This window comes from Psychrobacillus soli, assembly GCF_006861775.1.
In the GTDB taxonomy this organism is placed as follows: domain Bacteria; phylum Bacillota; class Bacilli; order Bacillales_A; family Planococcaceae; genus Psychrobacillus; species Psychrobacillus soli.
Genome location: NZ_VDGG01000014.1, coordinates 1 through 19,243, shown reverse-complemented (window position 1 = coordinate 19,243; position 19,243 = coordinate 1). Strand labels below are relative to the sequence as shown.

The 19,243-nt window shown below is 36.8% G+C and carries 22 protein-coding genes and 1 pseudogene; 3 read left to right on the top strand and 20 right to left on the bottom strand.

The annotated features are described in order from the left end of the window. Window positions 1–21 precede the first annotated feature (21 nt). The 10 genes from FG383_RS08000 to FG383_RS07955 all read right to left on the bottom strand — a co-directional run bounded on the left by FG383_RS08000 (window position 22) and on the right by FG383_RS07955 (window position 10,026). Window positions 22–804 carry an enoyl-CoA hydratase/isomerase family protein gene (locus tag FG383_RS08000; RefSeq protein ID WP_185907879.1) on the bottom strand — a complete coding sequence of 261 codons (783 nt, stop codon included), beginning with the start codon at window positions 802–804 and terminating at the stop codon, window positions 22–24. A gap of 24 nt (window positions 805–828) precedes the next feature. Then, complete coding sequence (locus tag FG383_RS07995) at window positions 829–1,875, bottom strand: zinc-dependent alcohol dehydrogenase (RefSeq protein ID WP_142606694.1); 1,047 nt, start codon at window positions 1,873–1,875, stop codon at window positions 829–831. Window positions 1,876–1,879: 4 nt separating this feature from the next. Further along, entirely contained in the window at window positions 1,880–2,371 is a 492-nt protein-coding gene (locus FG383_RS07990; RefSeq protein ID WP_142606692.1) for a TRAP transporter small permease, read from the bottom strand. A gap of 21 nt (window positions 2,372–2,392) precedes the next feature. Beyond that, window positions 2,393–3,679, bottom strand: a complete 1,287-nt coding sequence (locus FG383_RS07985; protein ID WP_142606690.1) for a TRAP transporter large permease — start codon at window positions 3,677–3,679, stop codon at window positions 2,393–2,395. A 62-nt stretch (window positions 3,680–3,741) separates the two neighbouring features. After that, window positions 3,742–4,746: a TRAP transporter substrate-binding protein gene (locus tag FG383_RS07980; RefSeq protein WP_142606688.1), complete on the bottom strand. Its 1,005-nt coding sequence runs from the start codon at window positions 4,744–4,746 to the stop codon at window positions 3,742–3,744. A 46-nt stretch (window positions 4,747–4,792) separates the two neighbouring features. After that, window positions 4,793–5,947 carry an acyl-CoA dehydrogenase family protein gene (locus FG383_RS07975; RefSeq protein ID WP_142606686.1) on the bottom strand — a complete coding sequence of 385 codons (1,155 nt, stop codon included), beginning with the start codon at window positions 5,945–5,947 and terminating at the stop codon, window positions 4,793–4,795. A gap of 218 nt (window positions 5,948–6,165) precedes the next feature. Then, entirely contained in the window at window positions 6,166–7,353 is a 1,188-nt protein-coding gene (locus FG383_RS07970; protein ID WP_142606684.1) for a dihydrodipicolinate synthase family protein, read from the bottom strand. Then, on the bottom strand, window positions 7,338–8,381 hold the full coding sequence (locus FG383_RS07965) for a Gfo/Idh/MocA family protein (RefSeq protein ID WP_142606683.1): 1,044 nt from the start codon (window positions 8,379–8,381) through the stop codon (window positions 7,338–7,340). Before FG383_RS07965 ends, FG383_RS07970 begins: the two co-directional genes overlap by 16 nt. Before the next feature lie 36 nt (window positions 8,382–8,417). Further along, complete coding sequence (locus tag FG383_RS07960) at window positions 8,418–9,617, bottom strand: CaiB/BaiF CoA transferase family protein (protein WP_142606681.1); 1,200 nt, start codon at window positions 9,615–9,617, stop codon at window positions 8,418–8,420. Between the two features lie 34 nt (window positions 9,618–9,651). After that, window positions 9,652–10,026 carry a dimethylsulfonioproprionate lyase family protein gene (locus tag FG383_RS07955; protein WP_142606679.1) on the bottom strand — a complete coding sequence of 125 codons (375 nt, stop codon included), beginning with the start codon at window positions 10,024–10,026 and terminating at the stop codon, window positions 9,652–9,654. Between the two features lie 538 nt (window positions 10,027–10,564). Here FG383_RS07955 and FG383_RS07950 point away from each other — a divergent pair. Together FG383_RS07950 and FG383_RS07945 are read left to right on the top strand one after the other, a co-directional pair. Beyond that, window positions 10,565–10,876 carry a hypothetical protein gene (locus tag FG383_RS07950; protein ID WP_142606677.1) on the top strand — a complete coding sequence of 104 codons (312 nt, stop codon included), beginning with the start codon at window positions 10,565–10,567 and terminating at the stop codon, window positions 10,874–10,876. Window positions 10,877–11,403: 527 nt separating this feature from the next. After that, a complete protein-coding gene (locus FG383_RS07945; RefSeq protein ID WP_142606675.1) occupies window positions 11,404–11,817 on the top strand; it encodes a hypothetical protein in 414 nt (137 codons plus the stop codon). A gap of 67 nt (window positions 11,818–11,884) precedes the next feature. Here FG383_RS07945 and FG383_RS07940 read toward each other — a convergent pair whose 3' ends face one another. From FG383_RS07940 to FG383_RS07925, 4 genes and pseudogenes are all read right to left on the bottom strand, one after another. Continuing rightward, window positions 11,885–12,238 carry a hypothetical protein gene (locus FG383_RS07940; protein WP_142606673.1) on the bottom strand — a complete coding sequence of 118 codons (354 nt, stop codon included), beginning with the start codon at window positions 12,236–12,238 and terminating at the stop codon, window positions 11,885–11,887. A gap of 17 nt (window positions 12,239–12,255) precedes the next feature. Next, window positions 12,256–12,534, bottom strand: coding sequence for an FtsW/RodA/SpoVE family cell cycle protein (locus FG383_RS21620; protein ID WP_425467637.1), 279 nt, complete (start codon window positions 12,532–12,534; stop codon window positions 12,256–12,258). A gap of 49 nt (window positions 12,535–12,583) precedes the next feature. Further along, a pseudogene (locus tag FG383_RS07930) lies at window positions 12,584–13,042 on the bottom strand (sigma-70 family RNA polymerase sigma factor); the annotation flags it as partial. A gap of 114 nt (window positions 13,043–13,156) precedes the next feature. After that, window positions 13,157–13,627, bottom strand: coding sequence for a DinB family protein (locus FG383_RS07925; RefSeq protein ID WP_142606671.1), 471 nt, complete (start codon window positions 13,625–13,627; stop codon window positions 13,157–13,159). 207 nt (window positions 13,628–13,834) lie between these two features. Between FG383_RS07925 and FG383_RS07920 the strand changes: the two genes are divergently transcribed. After that, window positions 13,835–14,179 carry an ATPase gene (locus tag FG383_RS07920; protein ID WP_142606669.1) on the top strand — a complete coding sequence of 115 codons (345 nt, stop codon included), beginning with the start codon at window positions 13,835–13,837 and terminating at the stop codon, window positions 14,177–14,179. A gap of 339 nt (window positions 14,180–14,518) precedes the next feature. Here the strand turns inward: FG383_RS07920 and FG383_RS07915 are convergent, their stop codons facing one another. The 6 genes from FG383_RS07915 to FG383_RS07890 all read right to left on the bottom strand — a co-directional run bounded on the left by FG383_RS07915 (window position 14,519) and on the right by FG383_RS07890 (window position 18,936). After that, on the bottom strand, window positions 14,519–14,932 hold the full coding sequence (locus FG383_RS07915) for a DUF4183 domain-containing protein (RefSeq protein ID WP_142606667.1): 414 nt from the start codon (window positions 14,930–14,932) through the stop codon (window positions 14,519–14,521). Window positions 14,933–15,238: 306 nt separating this feature from the next. Continuing rightward, complete coding sequence (locus FG383_RS07910) at window positions 15,239–16,180, bottom strand: ABC transporter permease (protein WP_246096905.1); 942 nt, start codon at window positions 16,178–16,180, stop codon at window positions 15,239–15,241. Beyond that, window positions 16,149–17,072, bottom strand: coding sequence for an ABC transporter ATP-binding protein (locus FG383_RS07905; RefSeq protein WP_142606663.1), 924 nt, complete (start codon window positions 17,070–17,072; stop codon window positions 16,149–16,151). Before FG383_RS07905 ends, FG383_RS07910 begins: the two co-directional genes overlap by 32 nt. Next, entirely contained in the window at window positions 17,050–17,772 is a 723-nt protein-coding gene (locus FG383_RS07900; protein WP_142606661.1) for an ABC transporter ATP-binding protein, read from the bottom strand. The genes FG383_RS07905 and FG383_RS07900 overlap by 23 nt, the downstream gene beginning before the upstream one ends. Next, entirely contained in the window at window positions 17,769–18,140 is a 372-nt protein-coding gene (locus tag FG383_RS07895; protein WP_142606659.1) for a GntR family transcriptional regulator, read from the bottom strand. The genes FG383_RS07900 and FG383_RS07895 overlap by 4 nt, the downstream gene beginning before the upstream one ends. Before the next feature lies 1 nt (window position 18,141). Continuing rightward, on the bottom strand, window positions 18,142–18,936 hold the full coding sequence (locus FG383_RS07890; protein ID WP_142606657.1) for a hypothetical protein: 795 nt from the start codon (window positions 18,934–18,936) through the stop codon (window positions 18,142–18,144). Between the last annotated feature and the right edge of the window lie 307 nt (window positions 18,937–19,243).

Sequence of the window (19,243 nt, the reverse complement as noted above, 5' to 3'; positions counted from 1 at the left end):
GAAGTAGGTAATAAAATTGGCTTAAGTTACAATTACTTCATTTAATCTCTTGTCTAAAAATGCTTTTTTCCGAGTAATGGAGAGTTCTGTTTCCGCAAATATAGATGCACTCAATGCATCAACCATTACATTGGTTGGTACCATTTCTTCTTCAATCTGATTTAAAATAAGTTTTGAAACCTTCGCAGCTTGAAAATTACTCGCAAGCTGTCTAGCAATTCGATGGGTCGTTTTTTGCAGTTCCTTTGTGTCCCTTGTAACTTTATGAACGTAACCACACTGCTCTGCTTGCTTAGCTGAATAGTTTTCCCCTAGAAGAATCCATTCTTTTGCTTTGGAAACACCGATTGTTCTTGCAAGTCGGTAATAGCCTCCCCAACTTGGGCCATTTCCAAGAATAACTTCCGGTTGACCAAATACTGCATCCTCCGTGCAAATTCGAAGGTCACAAGATAAAGCTAATTCACTACCGCCACCTAGGCAAGTGCCGCTAATCGAGGCAATCGTTATAAATGGACTATTTTCGATTTGGGAAAAAATCTTGCTTCCACTAGTCCCTTCATCATAGGCTTCTGATTTTGAATAGCTATGCCACTCTTTGATATCTCCACCACTGCTAAAAAATGCCGGATACTCAGAACGAATGATTAGCACTTTTACTTTTTCCTTCATTGTATATAGCCTCTTTATTTGATCATTAAGTTCCTTCATGATAAATGAGGATAATACATTTCTTTTTTCCGGATAGTTTAAGGTTAGGATGGCTATTCCATCGCCTTGAATATCTACTTGAATTTTACTCAATCCTTTTAATCCCCTTTCCAGTTCTTACATTTCTACAATCACTTTAATCGACTCTTCTTTTTTATAATAAGCAGTTGCGAATGCCTCATCGCTATTTTCAAAAGGGAAGCGATGTGTAATTAAACTATCTATATTTAGTTTACCTGATTCTAGTAGTCTAATAGCCCTTTCCCAAACCCGTGCACTTGCCATATTCCCATGTATTTTAAGATCCTTTGTAAGGATAAGATTTGCATCTAATGTTACATCGTCTCTGTAAAGGCCTATAAGGGATAATTGGCCCCCGGCTCGGATGAGATTTAATGACAACGACAAGACACTACCGACTCCTGAAGCTTCTACAATTATATCTGGCCCCTTTTGATAAGTAGCCTCTTTCACTTTTACACTTAGGTCCGGATCCCCTGCATTAAGAACAATGTCACAGCCCATGCGTAAGGCTGTCTCCATGCGTTGGCTATTCATATCAATGCCAATAACTTTAGCTGCCCCCATTACCCTAGCAACTTCGGAAACTAATAATCCAATAGGACCTAAACCAAATATAACAAGAGTAGAACCTGGAACTTTTTCTAATTTATCAAGCGCAAAAGTGGCTACCGTTAAAGGTTCGATTAATACAGCTTGCTTATCACTTATCGTATCAGGAATTTTATGCACTGCTTTATTTGGAAATACCATAAAATTTCCAAATGAACCATCCACGCCTAAAATTCCTATTCGAGCTCTTTTTTGACAGACGTTAGACCTACCGTTCGCACAATCCTCACAATGCCCGCATCCAATATGACATTCCCCCGTAACCCTATCTCCAATTTGAATAGTCGGATCAACTTCGGGACCTACATTTTCAATAATGCCTACCCATTCATGGCCAGGTGTGTGCGGATACTTCAACGTTCCTTCTTTTACATAAGGGATAGTACCATCGAATATTTTCAGGTCAGTTCCGCAAATACCTGTATGAGTAATCCTAATTAAAACTTCACCATTTTGAAGTTTTGGTATTTTTTGATCTGTTATTTTTATTTCAAGTGGACTTACAATCTTCATTTTTTTAGATTTAGTCATATGATCACTCCACTGGCAATTCTTCTTTTTTATTTTTTAGAATAATATTGAATAGTAGGTGCATAGCCATTAATGTAAAACCTACTGGAATAGCAAAATTCAGTATCTCTATCGGAACTCCTGTCGCTGATGAAACTTTCCCTTTCATATCAACTAAATATCGAAACCCGGCAACAATCAAGATTATAACGAAAGAAGATGATAAGATTGTTACTACTACATTCGTTAACCACTGTATGCGTAAATTGAATTTTTCCACAAGAAACTCAACATTAAAATGAGCAATTTTTTGAACGGCCACTGCCGAACCAATCATGATCATCCAAATAAATAAAAATCGAGAGTATTCATCCACCCAACCTATTGGTGAAGACAAGATATACCTAAACACGACTTGCATGATTTGAAAAAAAACGATACATGCTAAGGCAATTAGTATAAACCACTCTTCAAGTTTTAGAATCCTCTGTTCCAACTTTCTGATTTTTTCAATCATGTTTACACCTCTCAATTCTACTTATTTCCCAAATATCAGATTCGGTATAGTCAAAGATAATCCCGGCCAGAATGTTATGATAAGCAGAACAACAAAAAGGGCACCCCACATCGGAAGCATTTCTTTGATGACATCCATAACATTTATCTTTAATGCTCCGCTAATGGCGTATAGACCTGCACCTACTGGAGGTGTAGTAACCCCTATCATCGTGTTTACTCCTATAATAATACCGAAATGGACTGGATCTACGCCAATATTCAAAAGTATGGGCATGAACACGGGTACTAACATAAGAACAATTGGAGTAGCATCCAAAAACATTCCTGCGATTAATATAATTACGTTGATAAGAAGTAAAATAATAATCGGATTAGAGGTCAGTGATAATAATGAATCAGTCAATAATACAGGGACTTGTTCAATCGTAATAATCCAACCAAGTATGCCACTAATTGAAATTAAAAGAAGGATCACTGACGAAGTTGCAGCTACCTCTTTCAATGTTTCAATGACAATTTTCACAGTTAGCTTTTTATACACTAAGAACCCAATAATCAAAACATACAATACCGCAACTGCGCCTGCCTCTGTTGGCGTAAATATTCCTAGCAGTATTCCCCCTAAAATGATTACAGGCATAAATAGAGGTAAAATTGCATGTCTGAAAGCAGTTACTACAGCTCCAAAAGATGCACGTGACTTTTCCCTTGGAAAGTCCTTTTTGAAACTAGCCAAATAGATATACAGCATCAAAATTAGCCCTATCGCTAAACCTGGCAAAATTCCTGCCAAAAATAATCGTCCAATAGAAACTTCCGCTACAACACCATAAACGATTAGAATAATACTTGGTGGGATGATTGGAGTAATTGTACTAGCTGAAAGTGACACAGCAGCAGCAAATGTTTTCTTAAATCCTTTCTTTTCCATAGCGGTTGCTGACACAGTTCCTAACCCTACAATGTCCGCCATAGCTGAACCAGTCATGGATGCAAACATCATCGAACTTAAAACGTTAACATGGGCTAGACCACCTCTAATATGACCTATTAATGTAAATGCTAAGTGATAAAGCTTATCGGTTACTTCCGCTTTATTCATAAGCATACCTGCTAATAGGAACAATGGGATAGCAAACAATGTCGACGTGTTAATTGTTGAAAACATTCTTTGGGGAATCGTAAGTAAGCTAATGTCTTTAATAAAAAAGTAACTAATAGACACAATCCCAATCGAATATGAAATTGGCACATTTATCATAATTAATATGACCATAAGAATTAAGAGCATGAGAACTATTTCCATGGTGACCTCCTGCTAACTAGTTTATAAAGGGAAAGGCTTATCGCCTTTTCCTTTTTTATCATTTAATTTCTACTTTCTAATATTTCATTTAGTAAGTCTTGGTTTATATCTTTACTTCCTCTCCAGATTGGCTCTGCCAATTCTTTAAAGCTTTCTATATCTACATCTTCTATTACATTGACCCCTTTATCTTTTAACTCAGCTATATCACTGTCCATAACTTCCATAAATAGATCACGTTGTTTTTCTTGAGCTTCAGCAAAAACTTCATCTATAATTTTTTGTAAATCACTCGGAAGTGAGTTATAAAATTCTTCATTGATAATAACCGCTTTCGGGTAATTCAACGTATTACTTATCGAGAAATTATTTGCAACTTCGTAAAACTTCATATTTTTATAACCTGATGGGTCATTATCCGCGCCGTCAACAACATTTGTAGTAAGTGATCCATAAACATCTGAGTAAGGCAGTGGTGTCGGTAACGCCCCTAGACCTTTGAACACATCCATTAGCACTGGGATTTCCATTACTCTAATCTTCATTCCTTTAAGATCATCTACTTGTCTAATTTCTCTCTCTTTAGAGAAAATATGTCTGATTCCAGTACTCCACCAACCGAGAACCTTAGAGTTTGTTTGTTCTTCTAATTGCTTCGTAAGACTTTGCCCAATTGGACCATCTGTTACTTTCCATAAATCGTCTTGTGTTTCAAACAAGTAGGGTAGAAAATAAACACTTAAATCTGGTACAAGGTAGGAAGGGGCAGACGGAGTTGCAATTTGTAGCGTTCCACTTTTCACCTGCTCTAACAGTTCAGTCTCTGAACCCAATTGACTATTCAAGTATACTTGTACTTTAAATTGACCATCTGATCTTTTTTCTAGCTCTTCTTTAACAAAGCCATCCAATATATCTGCAGATGGTTCACCCACTGGGTTTCCATTTCCAATTTTGATTGTATACGTTTTCGAATCTTTATCGCCTGATCCTGATGCTTCACTTCCACATCCAGCTATAACCATCATCATAATGAGTGTAAGAGCCAAAAGAAATAGTTTTTTCATTTAAAAACCCCCCAATTCAATTTTGTGTTAAATTTGTCAGAAGTATTTAATAATACTCCTTCATTAATCCCCGGGAAATAATAATTTTTTGAATTTCAGAGGTTCCCTCTACAATTTCAAATATTTTGGATGCTTGATAATGCCTGGACACATCGTATTCTCGCATGACACCATAACCACCGTGTAGTTGAACGGCCTCTTTAGCCACTTCCACCGCTACTTGGGAAGCTTGCATTTTAGCCATTGAAGCTGCTTTAGAAAATTCTTTATTTTTGTCGCATAAGGCAGCTGCATAATACACCATTAATCTTGCTGAATGAATTTTTGTAGCCATGTCGGCAATTTTAAACTGTACATCCTGGTAATCTCTTAATTTCTTGCCAAACGTCTCTCTTTCGTTGATATAAGTCATGCTATAATCCAAGCTTCCTTGAGCTAGTCCTACTGCCATTGATCCAATGAGAAATCTGCCTGCTGTAATTGCCTGAAGTGCTTGACGATAACCTTTGTGCAATTCTCCTAATAGATACTCTTCCGGAATGACACAGTTTTCAAATGTTAGTTCTCTTGTGTCACTTGTATGCCAGCCAATCTTTTTAAGTGCCGGACTAATAATTAACCCTTCTGTTTCTTTCGGAACAATAAACGTACTAATATTTTTTCTTCCTCGATCATCGATACCTGTAACCGCTGCCACAATAATTAGTTCTGTTATTTCAGTACCGGCATTTGTAATAAATGTTTTAGCTCCGTTCAGTATCCACTTTCCATTTTCTAATTTTGCGGTTGTTCTTAAATTATTTGCATCTGAACCAGCATTTGGTTCGGTTAAGGCAATTGCACCAAGTCCTTTACCGCTTAATAAATTAGGTAGCCATTTCTGCTTTTGTTCTGTAGTACCAAACGTGTTCAATAGTGTACTAACGGAACAATTTCCCATAATCGCATTGGCAACACCTGAATCCACTCTTGAGATTTCCTCATGAATTAATGCAAACTGAAGCCATGTCCCGCCTGAGCCACCGTATTCTACAGGATAAGGTACCCCTACGAATCCTAAATTTCCCATCTTCTGATGAATTTCTGCCGAGAATTGCTCTTTTTCGTGCAATTCGTTAATAACAGGTTGAATCTCCTTGATAGCAAAGTTTCTAGCTGTCTCTTTTAACATTACATCCTCATCGTTTAAAAAAATATCCATTTGACTCAATGCTCCTTTTCTTATTGATTTTGTTATACTTCACTGTTCATTTTAGCCAAGCACCGTTCATTGGAGCGGAAGGCGACAGTCTAAGTTCGCGACGTTCTGTCGCAACGACTAGCTGACTGGCCTCCTAGTAGCCTGTGGCTCACGGTACTCCCGCGGAAAGCATCCGTCTGTAGCGGAAATCACAAGCATCATTAGATAAACTCTTCCTATTAAAATGCAGTAACAGTTTCCTCTTCATAAACACCTGAAAGAAGAAGTACCTGATTCATTCTTTGAATTGCTAGTTTTTGATTAATCAACACACCTGCTTGATCAGCAAGTTTAAATAGTTCTGATAGATGGACTATTGAACGATTATTTTCGGCTCCATTGACCATTCTAAAGTGATTTTGGTGCCCGTTTAAATATGCTAGAAAAACAACTCCCGTTTTATAATGAAAGGTTGGCGTCTGGAAGATATGTCTGGCTAAAGGAACGGTTGGTTCAAGGATTGCTTTGTATCCTTCCATATCATTTTCGTCTAATTTAGCTAAAGCATAAGCGGCAATTGGAGCAATTGGATCAAAAATTCCTAGCAATGCATGACTGAAGTTGTCTTTATCACCTTGTATGAGTTCAGGATAGTTAAAATCGTCTCCTGTATACATTTTCACAGTGCTTGGAAGTATGTTCCGCATACTTATTTCTTTGTCTTTATCTAAAAGTGATAGTTTAATGCCATTCACTTTATTTGTATTATTCTGAATTACCATTAGGCAAGTGTCCATGGCGCTATCTAGATCTTCATACCCCCAATAGTTTGCAAGTTTGGGATCAAACATGTCTCCGAGCCAATGAAGTATCACCGGTTTTTCCACTTGCTCCAAAACTTTCCTGTACACATAAATGTAATCTTCTGGAGACTTGGCAGCTTTCGCTAATGCTCGGCTAGCCATTAAAATAATCTCGCCATCATATTTTTCAATATAGGTAGTCTGCTCAAGATAAGCTTCGATAATTTCATCTAAACTATAGACCTTATCTTCGATTAGATGATCAGTTCCCGCTCCGCAAGCGACTCCGCCGCCGGTGATTTTTGATTCTTGTAAGGATCTTTTAATAAGTTCTTTTGAAAGTTCCCAGTCTAGGCCCATACCTCTTTGGGCAGTATCCATGGCTTCGGCAATTTTATATCCTAGTGACCAAAGATACTTCCTAAACTCTATCGTTTTTTCCCAATCCACAGAGGAACTATCTTTGTTTGCTATATCCGAGTACGGATTAAATACGACATGGGCTGCGGCATATGCGATTCTGCTTTGAAAGGGCTTTTCTGGTAATTGGAAGTCCTTTTGCTCATTTAACTTGTAGGTAGTGACTTTCCCTTCTTGGTTTGGCAAGTTTATTTCGTAAGACATGCTGACACCTCTTTTAAATTAATTTCTAGTCCTGTTTCAGAAGATTTATAAATCGCAGCTACTAATCTGTATGCTTTAAATGCCTCTTCGCCTGAAACAAGCGGTTCTTTACTTTGCTCGATTGATCGGATAACGTCTTCATACTGAGTGACAAATGGTTCAATTGAAACATCTGATGGGCTATCTGTTGTTTTAGCACTTTTCACTTGAACAATCGGCGGATTTTCATCCAAGTTAGATTGGTAGAAAACGAGTCGATCGCCTTCAATCGTAATACTTCCGTTTGTTCCCAACAATTCTAATCTTGCAGGGAAGCCTGGGTACGAACTAGTCGAAGCGCTAATGCTACCCAAACTGCCATTTGCAAACTTAACTGTCGCCATTGCAGTATCTTCAACACCGATATCTTTGTGCAATCGATTCGTTACATAGCCTTTCACACTCTCAACTTCACCTAAAAACCAAAGCATTAAGTCGATTGTATGAATCCCCTGTATCGCTAGCACACCGCCACCAGCCAATTCCTGTTTTGTTCTCCAACCTTGGTAATAGTCTGTGTCTCTATACCAGTTCACTGAACAGTTTGCACCAACAATTTCTCCAATGTAACCCCTTTCAATTTTTTCTTTGACAAGCTGGGAAGCATTGTCGAATCTATGTTGGGAGACAACGGAAAACGACAAGTTTTTTTCTGAAGCTGCTTGAATGTATTCCTCAATATCCTTCAAATATGTTCCAATCGGCTTTTCTAGCAAAATATGTTTATTATAGTGAATTGCTTTGTTAATTAGTTCTTTATGAATACCTGGTGGTGTTAGCAATACAACGATATCTACATTGGGATTTGCCATTAACTCATCGGGTGATTGGAATGCAACGCATCCCCATTTTTCCGCTTCACTGCGTGCCTGATCTTGTTTTCGTGCATAGATTCCTGTAAGTTTCAATTGTTCACATTTCTTTATGGCTTCAAAATGAATTTGTGCAATTGCACCAAGTCCAATAACTCCTACACCTAACGTTTTCATATAAACCTCCAATTTCAACTTGTAGTTTGAATGATATTAACTTTTGCTCACAACTTCTTGACTTTTTGTAACAACGCCTTTATCAATGAGATTAGCAATCTCTTTATCGTTAAATCCAGCTTCTTTTAATACTTCTTCTGTTTGTTCGCCAAGCTTCGGCGGAACTTTCCTTACTTTGGGTGCTTGACCGTCATATCTAACCGGGTGAGATAATAAGCGAACTTTACCTGCTGTTGGATGATCAAATTCCAGAATGTTTTTGTTCCATTCCACTTGAGGGTCCTTCTCTATGTCCTCATAGTTATTGACGGGTGAATACCAGATTTGGTGCGCATCAAATTTGTCGAACCAAAACTGTTTTGTATTCCTTTTAATATGCTCTGCAACTTTTGTATTAATTGCCTCTCTTTCGTCAAACTGGTCTTCATAGCTCCATTGCAAGAATTCATCATTCTCAAATACAGCAGCTAATTTAGCCGTATTCGTCAAGGATAAGCAGAGATAATCATCCGATGTTTCAAATACTCCATAAGGGGCTTGATGAAATCTTGATGAAATACCTGATTCACTTCTTTCGTAAAGTGGAAAACCATTGAGATAATAGTTAAACGGTTCAATCTGTAAATCTAGCGCAGCACTTAGTAGATTACTTTCTACTTTCTTCCCTTTGCCCGTTTCTTTTCTCTCGTATAAAGCTGCGAGGATGCCCATAGCTGCAAGAGTTGCTGCGTGTTGGTCTATAATTGCACTTCCAACAAGTACCGGTGCATCCTTCTTTTTTCCGTTCAAGCTAGCTAAACCGCTCATCGCCTGAAGAAGTAAATCTTGACCGGGACGATCTTTATAAGGTCCTGTGGAGCCAAATCCCGAACATGAGCAGTAAACTAGTGATGGATTTATTTTTTTCAATTCTTCGTAACCGAATCCAAGGCGATCCATAACACCCGGTCTAAAGTTTTCTACTAACACATCGGCCTCTTTAACCATTTTGTAAATTATTTCTTTTCCTTCCTCTGTCTGAAGGTTGATACTTAAACTTCTCTGATTTCTTCCAGCAAGAAGATAGAAAATACTTTCTTCGTTTAAAAATGCATTGAGTCCCGACCAATGCCTTTCATAAGCACCCCTCGGATGTTCGATTTTTATCACATCAGCTCCGAGGTCTCCTAAAAACTGAACCGCAGCTGGCCCTTGTAAGAAATGTGTAAAGCTTAGTACTTTCACTGATTTAAGCAATTGAATTCCTCCTTTTTAATAAACCGGTTTCCTATTATCGTAAATTTTGTTGTTCTTCTGCCCAATGTTTCACTGTACCACCCGGAGAATATACGAACATCATCGTCATCGACTTCTCTGACGTATTCGTTAAGCAATGAGGTTTATTTGTTGGAATATAGATAGCGTCACCTGTACGAACTTCTCTTGTTTCATCTCCTACTTCAATTGCCCCGGCACCTTCGACTATATAATAAACTTCTTCTTGTATATGTTCATGCATTGGCACTGACCCACCTGGATCTAACTCTACGTACCCCATCACAAAGTTTTCTGCTTGCACGGGACTGTGTGCCCCAATTAAAACTCTTGTATTTCTGCCTGTCGGAAAGTATGTTCTTTCCGCATCTTCTAATTGCATGATTTTCATTTGAACATCTCCTTTATCCTATTCAATCGGCTTTCAAATAGTAAACCAATTTACTAATTAACATTTTACAATATTCAGACGATTTGTCAACACACTTTTTTTTATTAGATAATTATCAGAGGAGGGACAGTCTATCCTTCTTTTTAGTGGTAGGCTAAAACATTCCTCTATGTGAATGGACTTATAAAGTACCTTCAGTAAAAAACGCTTTTCATTCGCTTTTAAGCATCAGATTTCAAACAATTTCATCACCCCATAGAAAGAGTGTAAGAACAGCACTAAGAATGACCATCGATTATATTTACTTTGCAACAAATTGTCTCCTCTTAGTCCCTGCAAGTTCTCGTTTTAAAACATATCAGTTGAAACGTTATTATTTCTTTAATACAAAGAAATACTAATCGGTTCACGCTAATATATTTATATAATCAATGTTTTACAATGACGTTTGATTTGAAAATTAAACAGAGTAAAGGAAGTTTAGGTAACTTTATGGAATATGATAATGAATACTATTATAAAAAAGGAGATGTTGCCCATGTTAAGTAGAGTCAAAAAGTATATGTTCACCTTTATTTTCGATACTTTCGCAATAGCAGCGATTCTATTAAATATTGCAGCTATTGATTATGGTAACCTATTATTAAACATCAACCCCTTATTGAATATGTTATTTCATAATGGATTAGGAGATCGTATCGTGAATCAAAATTTACAATTGCAAGAGACGGGAAGTTTTACCATTCATTATAACGAGATAGCCTATTTTATACATTTTGTAAGTTGTATGTTTATAGGAGTAATAATCGATTATGCTAGGAAAAGAATTGTTTTCTTCAAAAATATCTAATGCATAAACAATTTTCAGGAAAGCGTTGATTTTACTTAAAAGTCTACAACACCTATTAGCCATCCAAGTAGCACGAAATCAGCGCTACCACGGTGCATCACAAAATGATCGCTCTCTTAGCTGAAAACCTACGCTTCGGAAGTAATCGGATGCTTAAGGAGTCGCCGTTTGCAGCGAAAATAAGTGGGATGTGCCTACTAATCAGCATCTAAGTTCAACAAATACCAATATTATGTAATTACGGAATAAATCAAACTAAAAAATGGCATAGAGCAACAAACCAGCTAGTGAAAGCAACCAAATATTAAAATAACAAGTTTACTTCAAGTGAGACGACGATGATTGTGACACATTTTTTATAGGACAATCTCCTCCAGGTAAGATTGGGAAGTGAGCACTAGAGGAATTTTTCCTCACTACTTTCCCTTCAAAAGTAAGTAATTTGTGAAAAGCCTTGAAGAACTACTTATGGTTATTATTTCAACCATGTAAACATATGCTTGAATAAACACTATAGGAGGAGCAGTGTGAGGAAATGGAATCGCCTTATAGGCAGTGTTGGTTTCTTTCTATTGATGCTCGTTGCTTTATTTATGTATCCTCAGCAATCTGGATCGGAAAAAGAAACAAGTAAGCATCCTTTACAAATTTCCGCTGAGGAAGAGCAAGCTTTATATGATTTTCAAGAGTATCTTTATACAGATGGAGGTTTCTTTGAGCAAGTGGGCATTGAAATGGAGAAAGCGGGATACGACTATTCCATTGCGGCCATGATATATTCTTCAAATGATATTAAGCTTAATATCATTCTAGAAAATATAAAGGAAGTTACTGAACATCAACAACAAGAAATACTTCAGATTTTCAACGATATGATGATAAAAAATCATATCGAACAACAGGCTTTTACAATACAGGTCAGCTCTACTAATAGTCCCTAATTGAATTATCAATTTTACTTTTACCACTATTACATAATGACGGCAGGAAGGGAGACTGTCGCTCCCTTTATCCTTCACTAAGCGCTAAGTATTTTTTACTGTTCTCATCATATTCTACAATTAATATATCTTGCCGCTCTTTTGCGGAGAAAATCTTCGCTCCTATTGGCAATTTGTTCGCCACTCCATTGCTAAATTGTTTTTTATTATCGGAAATTCCCCCTACTTCTCCAACCAACTCATGTTTTGTGAGTTTAATCTCATCCACCCAGTCGATATTAGATTGATAAATTAAACCTTCCCATTGAAAAATATCTGCATTTGGATTTTTAGATACCTTCACTTCCGTTTCCGGCCCCATACAGCCAGTTAAATAGATGGAACATACAACTATCATTAGACTTACGATCATTTTATTCATTGCACACCTCCAACCAGTTAGTCGTATAGGGAGGGATTAGGTTTCAGAAGATTATCCTTTGTTATAAAACCACTAGCAACTAGGTCCTTACGTCGATATACACTTAGCACGACACCGATTAAAAATGCATTAAATATAGTAGGTATCAAGCAATAACCAATAAATGGCAGTGACATAAAAATCATTGGGAGAAAACCTAGCATCATTGCAATATTCGTAACTAGCTGAATGCTATAAAGAGCAACCGCCCCAATGAGTAGAAACTTACCATATGGATAATGTACTTTACACGCGATTACTATAATTCTTCCATTGATTTTATCAGGTTTTTTAAACGCTCTTCCATTACTTCTCCTCCAACCGCTCTTCTAGAAGTTGTTTGGCACGTCTGAGTCTCGTTTTAACTGTGTTCTCACTAACTTCGGTGAGTACCGCGATTTCTTTAATGAGTCGTTCTTCATAGTAATAGAGATAAATCACTTCACGGTATTTAATAGGCAATGTCATTAACGCAGAAATTAATTGATCATTCGCTTCTTTTTGTATAATTACTTCTTCTACGAATTCTTTTTGTGTTGAACTACTTTCTGTATCTTCTGCAATGAAAACATGTTTGGTATACCAGCTCTTCAGAAAATCTTTGCAATGATTAATAGCAATTCGACACTACCATGTTTTCAGCTTAGATTTACCTTTAAATGTATGTATGGATTGATAAAATTTCACAAATATATCTTGGGTTAAATCCTCTGCAACCTCTTTATTATTAACGTACGAGTAGACAAGCCTTAAAATATCCAGACCCACTAACATAATAAAATCCCCTTCAAGTAGCCGTGTTAAATCCCATAAATTCATGGTCTTTATATACTGGCTACCTAAAGAGGAAAATACTTAAAGAAGCTAAATTAGCAATATTTATTTTGAAATAGTTTTGTATAATCTTTTAATCGTTTCCATATGCATTCCCTCATGATAAAAACTAAACAATAGGGTTTCACCAAGGGTATAAAATGAGATACCCATACGATTCGTAAATGGGGTTGGCAAGCTTTCCGAATAGCGATCTGGGACAAATGCTTTTATTCTTGCTGTTTGTTCAGTTAAGACAGAAGAAATCTCTGCAAGTGTTGGAGGATTTCCGTTCCAATCTGCCGGTTTAGTTCCTGGGCTAAAAAATTCCTCGTACTCTATTGGGAGGCCCATCTTTTCACCTAGAACACTATATACAAGTCTTTCTTGTACAAAAGCAATATGTCCGAAATTCCAGCGAATATTATTGTTGAAACCTTCAGGAACAACATCCGCAAGCTCTTCTGGTATTTTATCGATAGATTTCAACGTTATACTTCGCAAAGTATCCATATGAAGTAAAATTGTTTGTTTCATATAAAATCCTCCTCTAATGTTCGCTTCTAAGATACATTCCACATACGTTTGTAGAAATCCTTCTTTTGAAATGCTTTTACACAGGGACATTCATAATATTACTTTTGGAAAATTAGTTACTCTGTTTAGAGAATAAATAGACTACTGAATACAATAATTACATAATCTGCAGATTATAATTTTTTTATGTAAGGAGGTGAATTCTAGATGCCATTAACAACTGGACCGATCGAAAATGTGGGAAATCAACCTGGGAATGCATCGAACGTTCGAGTTAAAATACTAAATCGTACTGGAGGTACGCTTACCGGAGTAGCTCGAGTTTATAGACTTAACGGGACAAGAGAAATACTTTCATCAGCTAACTTTACCGCAAATTGCAATGCTTCTACTTTTGTGACCCTTAATTTAGTTGGGGGAGCATTTCAATATGAAGTTGAAATTGTTCCAAAACAAACCGGTGGACTATATTCTGTCTACGGAAGAACAGCTTCTGGTTTAATTATTCCTGCTCAACGAATTTTGAACTCAGAATTAGTACAAATTCTATAGTTTTAAAAAGAAATCTTAACAGTTAAAACCTGTTTAAAAAGTGCTGCCCCATAGTCAATTAAGTTATCGACTTATGGGGCAGCACTTTTTTATTTAATGTCATATTTTGTTTGTTCAATGAGATACTACTAAATTAGCGTGTCTGTAAAAAATCTATTTTGAAGTACTTAAAAAGACAGCGTCAATCTGATAATCAAGCAGTCTTTGGAGTGAACTATTAAGCTGATATATGGTGTCTATCTATTTGGCTAGATAGACATCTGTATTGATTCCCTGTGTAACATACAATTATAGGAGGAATCAGAATTGTATATTACACAAGGACAATTTCACTTTGTATTAGTAACTAAGTTTAGACGAGAATGTCAACACCTCAACTATTATAGGCGTCATCGCACTAATTCTAGAATTAACTGGGTTAATAATTAAAGAATTTGTATTTACAGTGTATATTCCACCCTCTTGGATTACTCCATTGATATGCAAATTGGCGTATCCATTTGGGGTAAAGCTCATAAACTCAGTTGTTTGGTTTCCATCATCGTTAGTAAAGAGAGTAGAAGATATCGTAGCCCCCCTTGTCAAGTCCATAGTAGCTTCTGGAATATAAAAATACCTTTTAACAGTCGGTATAATACTAACCACAGGGGCATCTATTATCTTCATTTCATTACTCTTACAGACAAACTTTCTTCTTTTGGTATGACAATCGTATACTCGCATTATTTTTTTGTGTTTTTTGTGGTCTTCCATAATATTGACACCTCCTTAACTATACTATATGTTCATCGTTAGTTTTTTGTTTAGCTTAATCCCCCATTTGACCAATGCACGCTTTAAATGTCTTTAATAATTTGAGGCGGAATCTTAACAAAAAATAGATTAAGGGAAATAGTAGCCTCCCTTAACCTTTATCCTTATCTATAGTTTAATACTAAGCACCTTCATCTAATACTTTTCCTCCATCGCTGTTTCCAGCAGAAAAAAAGTATCCCTTAACTACTGAATCCAAATGCTAGAAGCTTTAAATCCCTATCTGCTTCTTACACAGGACATTAATCATGCTGTAACGTCACGTCTTGTAAACGTCCAATAACTGATTGCTAAGAAGAAAGCGAAGTAAACAACTAATACAGCAACTGAAAATGGCGTCGATATTCCTTCGATAAAGGAACCTCCTGTTTCTATTTGAGTAAATGTATGCGAGAACAATATATATTTAGCGACTTCATAATTTCGTAAGAGAAACGAAAATTGTGTGCCGGTGAACATAAGGAAAATAGCGATTCCAATTGCTAAGGAACTAGAACGGAAGACGGTACCAATTGCAAAAGCAAAGCTTGCAGTAATAATAACATCACCTAGTGCTAATACATTCAACCAAATCGATTTTAGCCAATACGACTCTTCAATCACTTGACCATTCACAACTTCTAGTAAACTTCCGCCTAAAGCATCATAAAAAATCATCCCCATAATGAGTGATACGACATAAGAGATCACTGTTAAGAAAAGTGCAAATGCAACGACCGTCAAAAATTTCGACGTAAGAATTTTCCATCTACGAACCGGACGCGCCAACAACATTTTAATCGTTCCTTGTGAAAACTCTGAAGCAACAATCCCTGCAGCTACAATCACCGTTAATAATGTAATAATAGAGGACATACCATATGATTCCATCATAAATCCTTCAAATCCTTGACCAGATATAGGCGCTACTCGTTCATCTAGTCGGTATTGAAGTAACATTTGCTGTTCTTCCAAGTTACTTTTCGTTTCATTACTTAAATCCGATGCAGTTAGCTGCTGTTTAACCATCGTAAGTTCTTCCGTGATCGACTGCTCCCAAGGAGGGGTTTCGGTATTTCGATCCATCCATTTCGTGAGCCCAACAAGTCCAATAATCATTGCAATAAGTAGGATGACCATTACCCATGTTGCTTTTTTATGCCATAATTTCATCCATTCATTTCGAATTAGATTCAACAACTTGCCCACCTCCTGTCATTTCTAAGAACTGCTCTTCTAATGTTTTGCGATGATGCGAAACCGCATAAATCGCAATATTTTGCTTCACTAATTGTTCTACAATCGTTGGTATTGCGGACTGTTCTACATTTATTAATAAACCATCTTGATAGTTTTCTACGATTATGCCTTTGTCAGATAGTAAGCTACGAGCTTTATCTACTGGTTGAACTTCGATGTAGTATTGAGATTCCTCGATTGCATTTACTTCTCGAATAGCTACAAGTTTTCCGTTTTGGATAACTGCAATCCGATCACACATGAGCTCAATTTCAGATAATAAGTGACTCGATACTAAAACAGAAACGCCATCCTCTTCTGCAATTTTCCGTAAATAGGTACGAAATTCTCGAATTCCTGCAGGATCTAAACCGTTCGTCGGTTCATCTAAAATGAGAAACTTCGGGTTATTTAACAACGCCTGAGCTAAACCTAAACGTTGACGCATTCCAAGTGAATAGGTCGATACTTTTTCATGAATTCGTTTTTCCATTCCCACTTGGCGAATGACTTCATCGATCCGTTTTTTTGTCACATTATGATGCATACGGGCGAAATGAACTAAATTTTTGTAACCGGACATAAACTTATATAATTCCGGGTTTTCAACGATTGCGCCCATTTTACTAATACCTAGTTCAAAATTAGAACGTAGTGAAAGTCCATCAATTATCACATCTCCCGTAGTCGGCTTCATCAGTCCTGCCATCATACGGATTGTTGTCGTTTTACCAGCTCCATTTGGTCCTAAAAATCCTGTAATTTGACCAGGATATAGGGACAGATCTAATTGATCGATAATTTTTTTCTTTCCAATAGTTTTCGATAGATTTTTCAATTCAACGATTGGTTTTATTTCCACTCAAATCACCTTCCTTAATTAGTTTAGTCATCCATGTGACTGCATCCACACCATACTGATCACGAATTGTTTCCACTTCTTCAAAAGCTAAAATTTTTCCATGATTCAATAATATAATGGCGTCGAGTAACGGTTCTGCTTCCTTAATTTCATGCGTGGACATAAGTACCGTTTGTGTTTCCGGATCAGTAAATTGAATCATTCCTTTAATAATGTCCTCACGAACAAGTGGATCAAATCCGGAAAACGGTTCATCTAACAAATAATAAGATGCCTCTCGTCCTAATGTTGCCGCCATTTTAGCACGTCCTCTGTTCCCTTTAGACAAATTTTTTAATTTTGCATCTAACGGTACATTTAAATATTGTGCGACGATACAAGCTTTCGAATAATTAAAGTCTTCAAACTGTGTTTCATAAAAACGGAATAACCGCTCGACCGAAAAGAAGGGATAGAACATATCGGCATCAGGCATATAGGCTATCTTACTTGCAATTCTTCTCGTAGCTTTAAGTTCATCGATTTGAACCGACCCACTTGATGGGGTTGTAAGTCCCGCTATTATCTTTAATAGTGTGGATTTTCCACTTCCATTTTCCCCAACTAACCCAATAATCTTTCCTAGTGGAATTGTCAAATTGAGTCCTGATAATGCTTGATGTTTTCCATAATTTTTATCTACATTTTCTAATACAATCATCCTTCTTCCCCCCTTTCCCTCGTTTGGATATATTCAATCATTTCTTTTTTGGAAAAACCTAATGCCTCAATACTCGTTAGAAAAGACTGTACTAGCCCTTCTTTTACTTCATCGCGTAATTGCTGTAAACGTGCTTCGTTGTCCGTTACAAAAGTTCCTTGCCCACGTTTCGTTTCTGAAATCCCCATCATTTCCAGCTCCTTGTATACACGCTGCATTGTATTTGCATTCACACCGACTTCCACTGCATATTCACGAACTGAAGGCAATTTTTCGCCCGGCTTCACATTGCCTCGAATAATTTCTCCAGTAATTCGATCTATTAATTGTTGATAAATTGGTTTGTCTGGCAAAAAATCGATGCTCATCTTAAATCCTCACTTTCTTTTCGAACCATAATGCCGACCCCCAAAAAAGAATAATAGCAAATAGAGTAATGAGGAAAATTTCACTAACATAAATCGTCGGTTCTACCAAAAACGTTAAATTTTCGATATTATCATAATTCCTCAACTGCTCAATAAAACTTGGAATCGGAATATGAATACCTCCGAAACGAGGTACCTTTTCGAACAATTCGATATTGCTGCTCATACTCCAAATACCAGAACTAACCATAAACAAGGAAATGGAAATGATAATAGAAAACCCTTTTACATATGGTCGCATTAAATGATAAATGACCCAAAAGAAAAACACGATAATTAAGTTAAGAATAAGCGAGAAAAAGACGCCAACAAAAGCATATACTTTCAATTCCAATAATTGACCTAATGTCATAAACGCAGGATCGCCAATTACCGACTGTAAGATAATTAATAATAACTCGATCCACAGTAAAGACAATGATGTTATGACGGTAGCCGAAGCAAGCTTAGTGCCGATTAATTTATAAATAGTGCTTTCCGTATGCAACCAAATATCTGGCCTTTTCATATCTAGTTGCAAACTTGTAAGGAAAAGAATGGATGCGATTAGATGACTAAAAAGTAGCCAAATCCCAGCTAATATTATAGCGGTCTTAAAAATAGGCACATCGTCTATCCATGTATGCAACAATAATGGGATTCCTACTATGCCTAACGCATTCAAAATGAATAGAATGACAAGCCAAAGCCTCATCAGCTCCCATTCTTTTTTTATTAGTCCTTTCAACTGTTTCATATGCACTCCCCTTAAGTATTAGTGTATTAGTTACATAGTACACTATATCAAAATGTTTTGTAAAGTATTAATAGCATTTTATAAAAAGAACGATACAAGGAATGACGCACAAAATAGGGATACTGCGTCGTAGTGAGCTGAATGAAGTGTCCGCTGGGAATTTTCGCTGCAGGGCGGACGCTTTCCGTGGGGCGAGCGATGAGCCTTCCCCGCCTGCAGCGAAAATCAATGGAAATTGCTTACTTATCAGCTTCGGCTCGTAAAAAACAAAATTTTATACAGTTTTTTCGAATGTGTAAATCCAGTA

Coding starts and splice junctions, on each gene's coding strand:
- FG383_RS07995 (WP_142606694.1), bottom strand. CDS start 1,875: ATGACTAAATCTAAAAAAATGAAGATTGTAAGTCCACTTGAAATAAAA.
- FG383_RS07990 (WP_142606692.1), bottom strand. CDS start 2,371: ATGATTGAAAAAATCAGAAAGTTGGAACAGAGGATTCTAAAACTTGAA.
- FG383_RS07985 (WP_142606690.1), bottom strand. CDS start 3,679: ATGGAAATAGTTCTCATGCTCTTAATTCTTATGGTCATATTAATTATG.
- FG383_RS07980 (WP_142606688.1), bottom strand. CDS start 4,746: ATGAAAAAACTATTTCTTTTGGCTCTTACACTCATTATGATGATGGTT.
- FG383_RS07975 (WP_142606686.1), bottom strand. CDS start 5,947: ATGGATATTTTTTTAAACGATGAGGATGTAATGTTAAAAGAGACAGCT.
- FG383_RS07970 (WP_142606684.1), bottom strand. CDS start 7,353: ATGTCTTACGAAATAAACTTGCCAAACCAAGAAGGGAAAGTCACTACC.
- FG383_RS07965 (WP_142606683.1), bottom strand. CDS start 8,381: ATGAAAACGTTAGGTGTAGGAGTTATTGGACTTGGTGCAATTGCACAA.
- FG383_RS07955 (WP_142606679.1), bottom strand. CDS start 10,026: ATGAAAATCATGCAATTAGAAGATGCGGAAAGAACATACTTTCCGACA.
- FG383_RS07950 (WP_142606677.1), top strand. CDS start 10,565: ATGTTAAGTAGAGTCAAAAAGTATATGTTCACCTTTATTTTCGATACT.
- FG383_RS07940 (WP_142606673.1), bottom strand. CDS start 12,238: ATGAATAAAATGATCGTAAGTCTAATGATAGTTGTATGTTCCATCTAT.
- FG383_RS07925 (WP_142606671.1), bottom strand. CDS start 13,627: ATGAAACAAACAATTTTACTTCATATGGATACTTTGCGAAGTATAACG.
- FG383_RS07920 (WP_142606669.1), top strand. CDS start 13,835: ATGCCATTAACAACTGGACCGATCGAAAATGTGGGAAATCAACCTGGG.
- FG383_RS07915 (WP_142606667.1), bottom strand. CDS start 14,932: ATGGAAGACCACAAAAAACACAAAAAAATAATGCGAGTATACGATTGT.
- FG383_RS07900 (WP_142606661.1), bottom strand. CDS start 17,772: ATGATTGTATTAGAAAATGTAGATAAAAATTATGGAAAACATCAAGCA.
- FG383_RS07895 (WP_142606659.1), bottom strand. CDS start 18,140: ATGAGCATCGATTTTTTGCCAGACAAACCAATTTATCAACAATTAATA.
- FG383_RS07890 (WP_142606657.1), bottom strand. CDS start 18,936: ATGAAACAGTTGAAAGGACTAATAAAAAAAGAATGGGAGCTGATGAGG.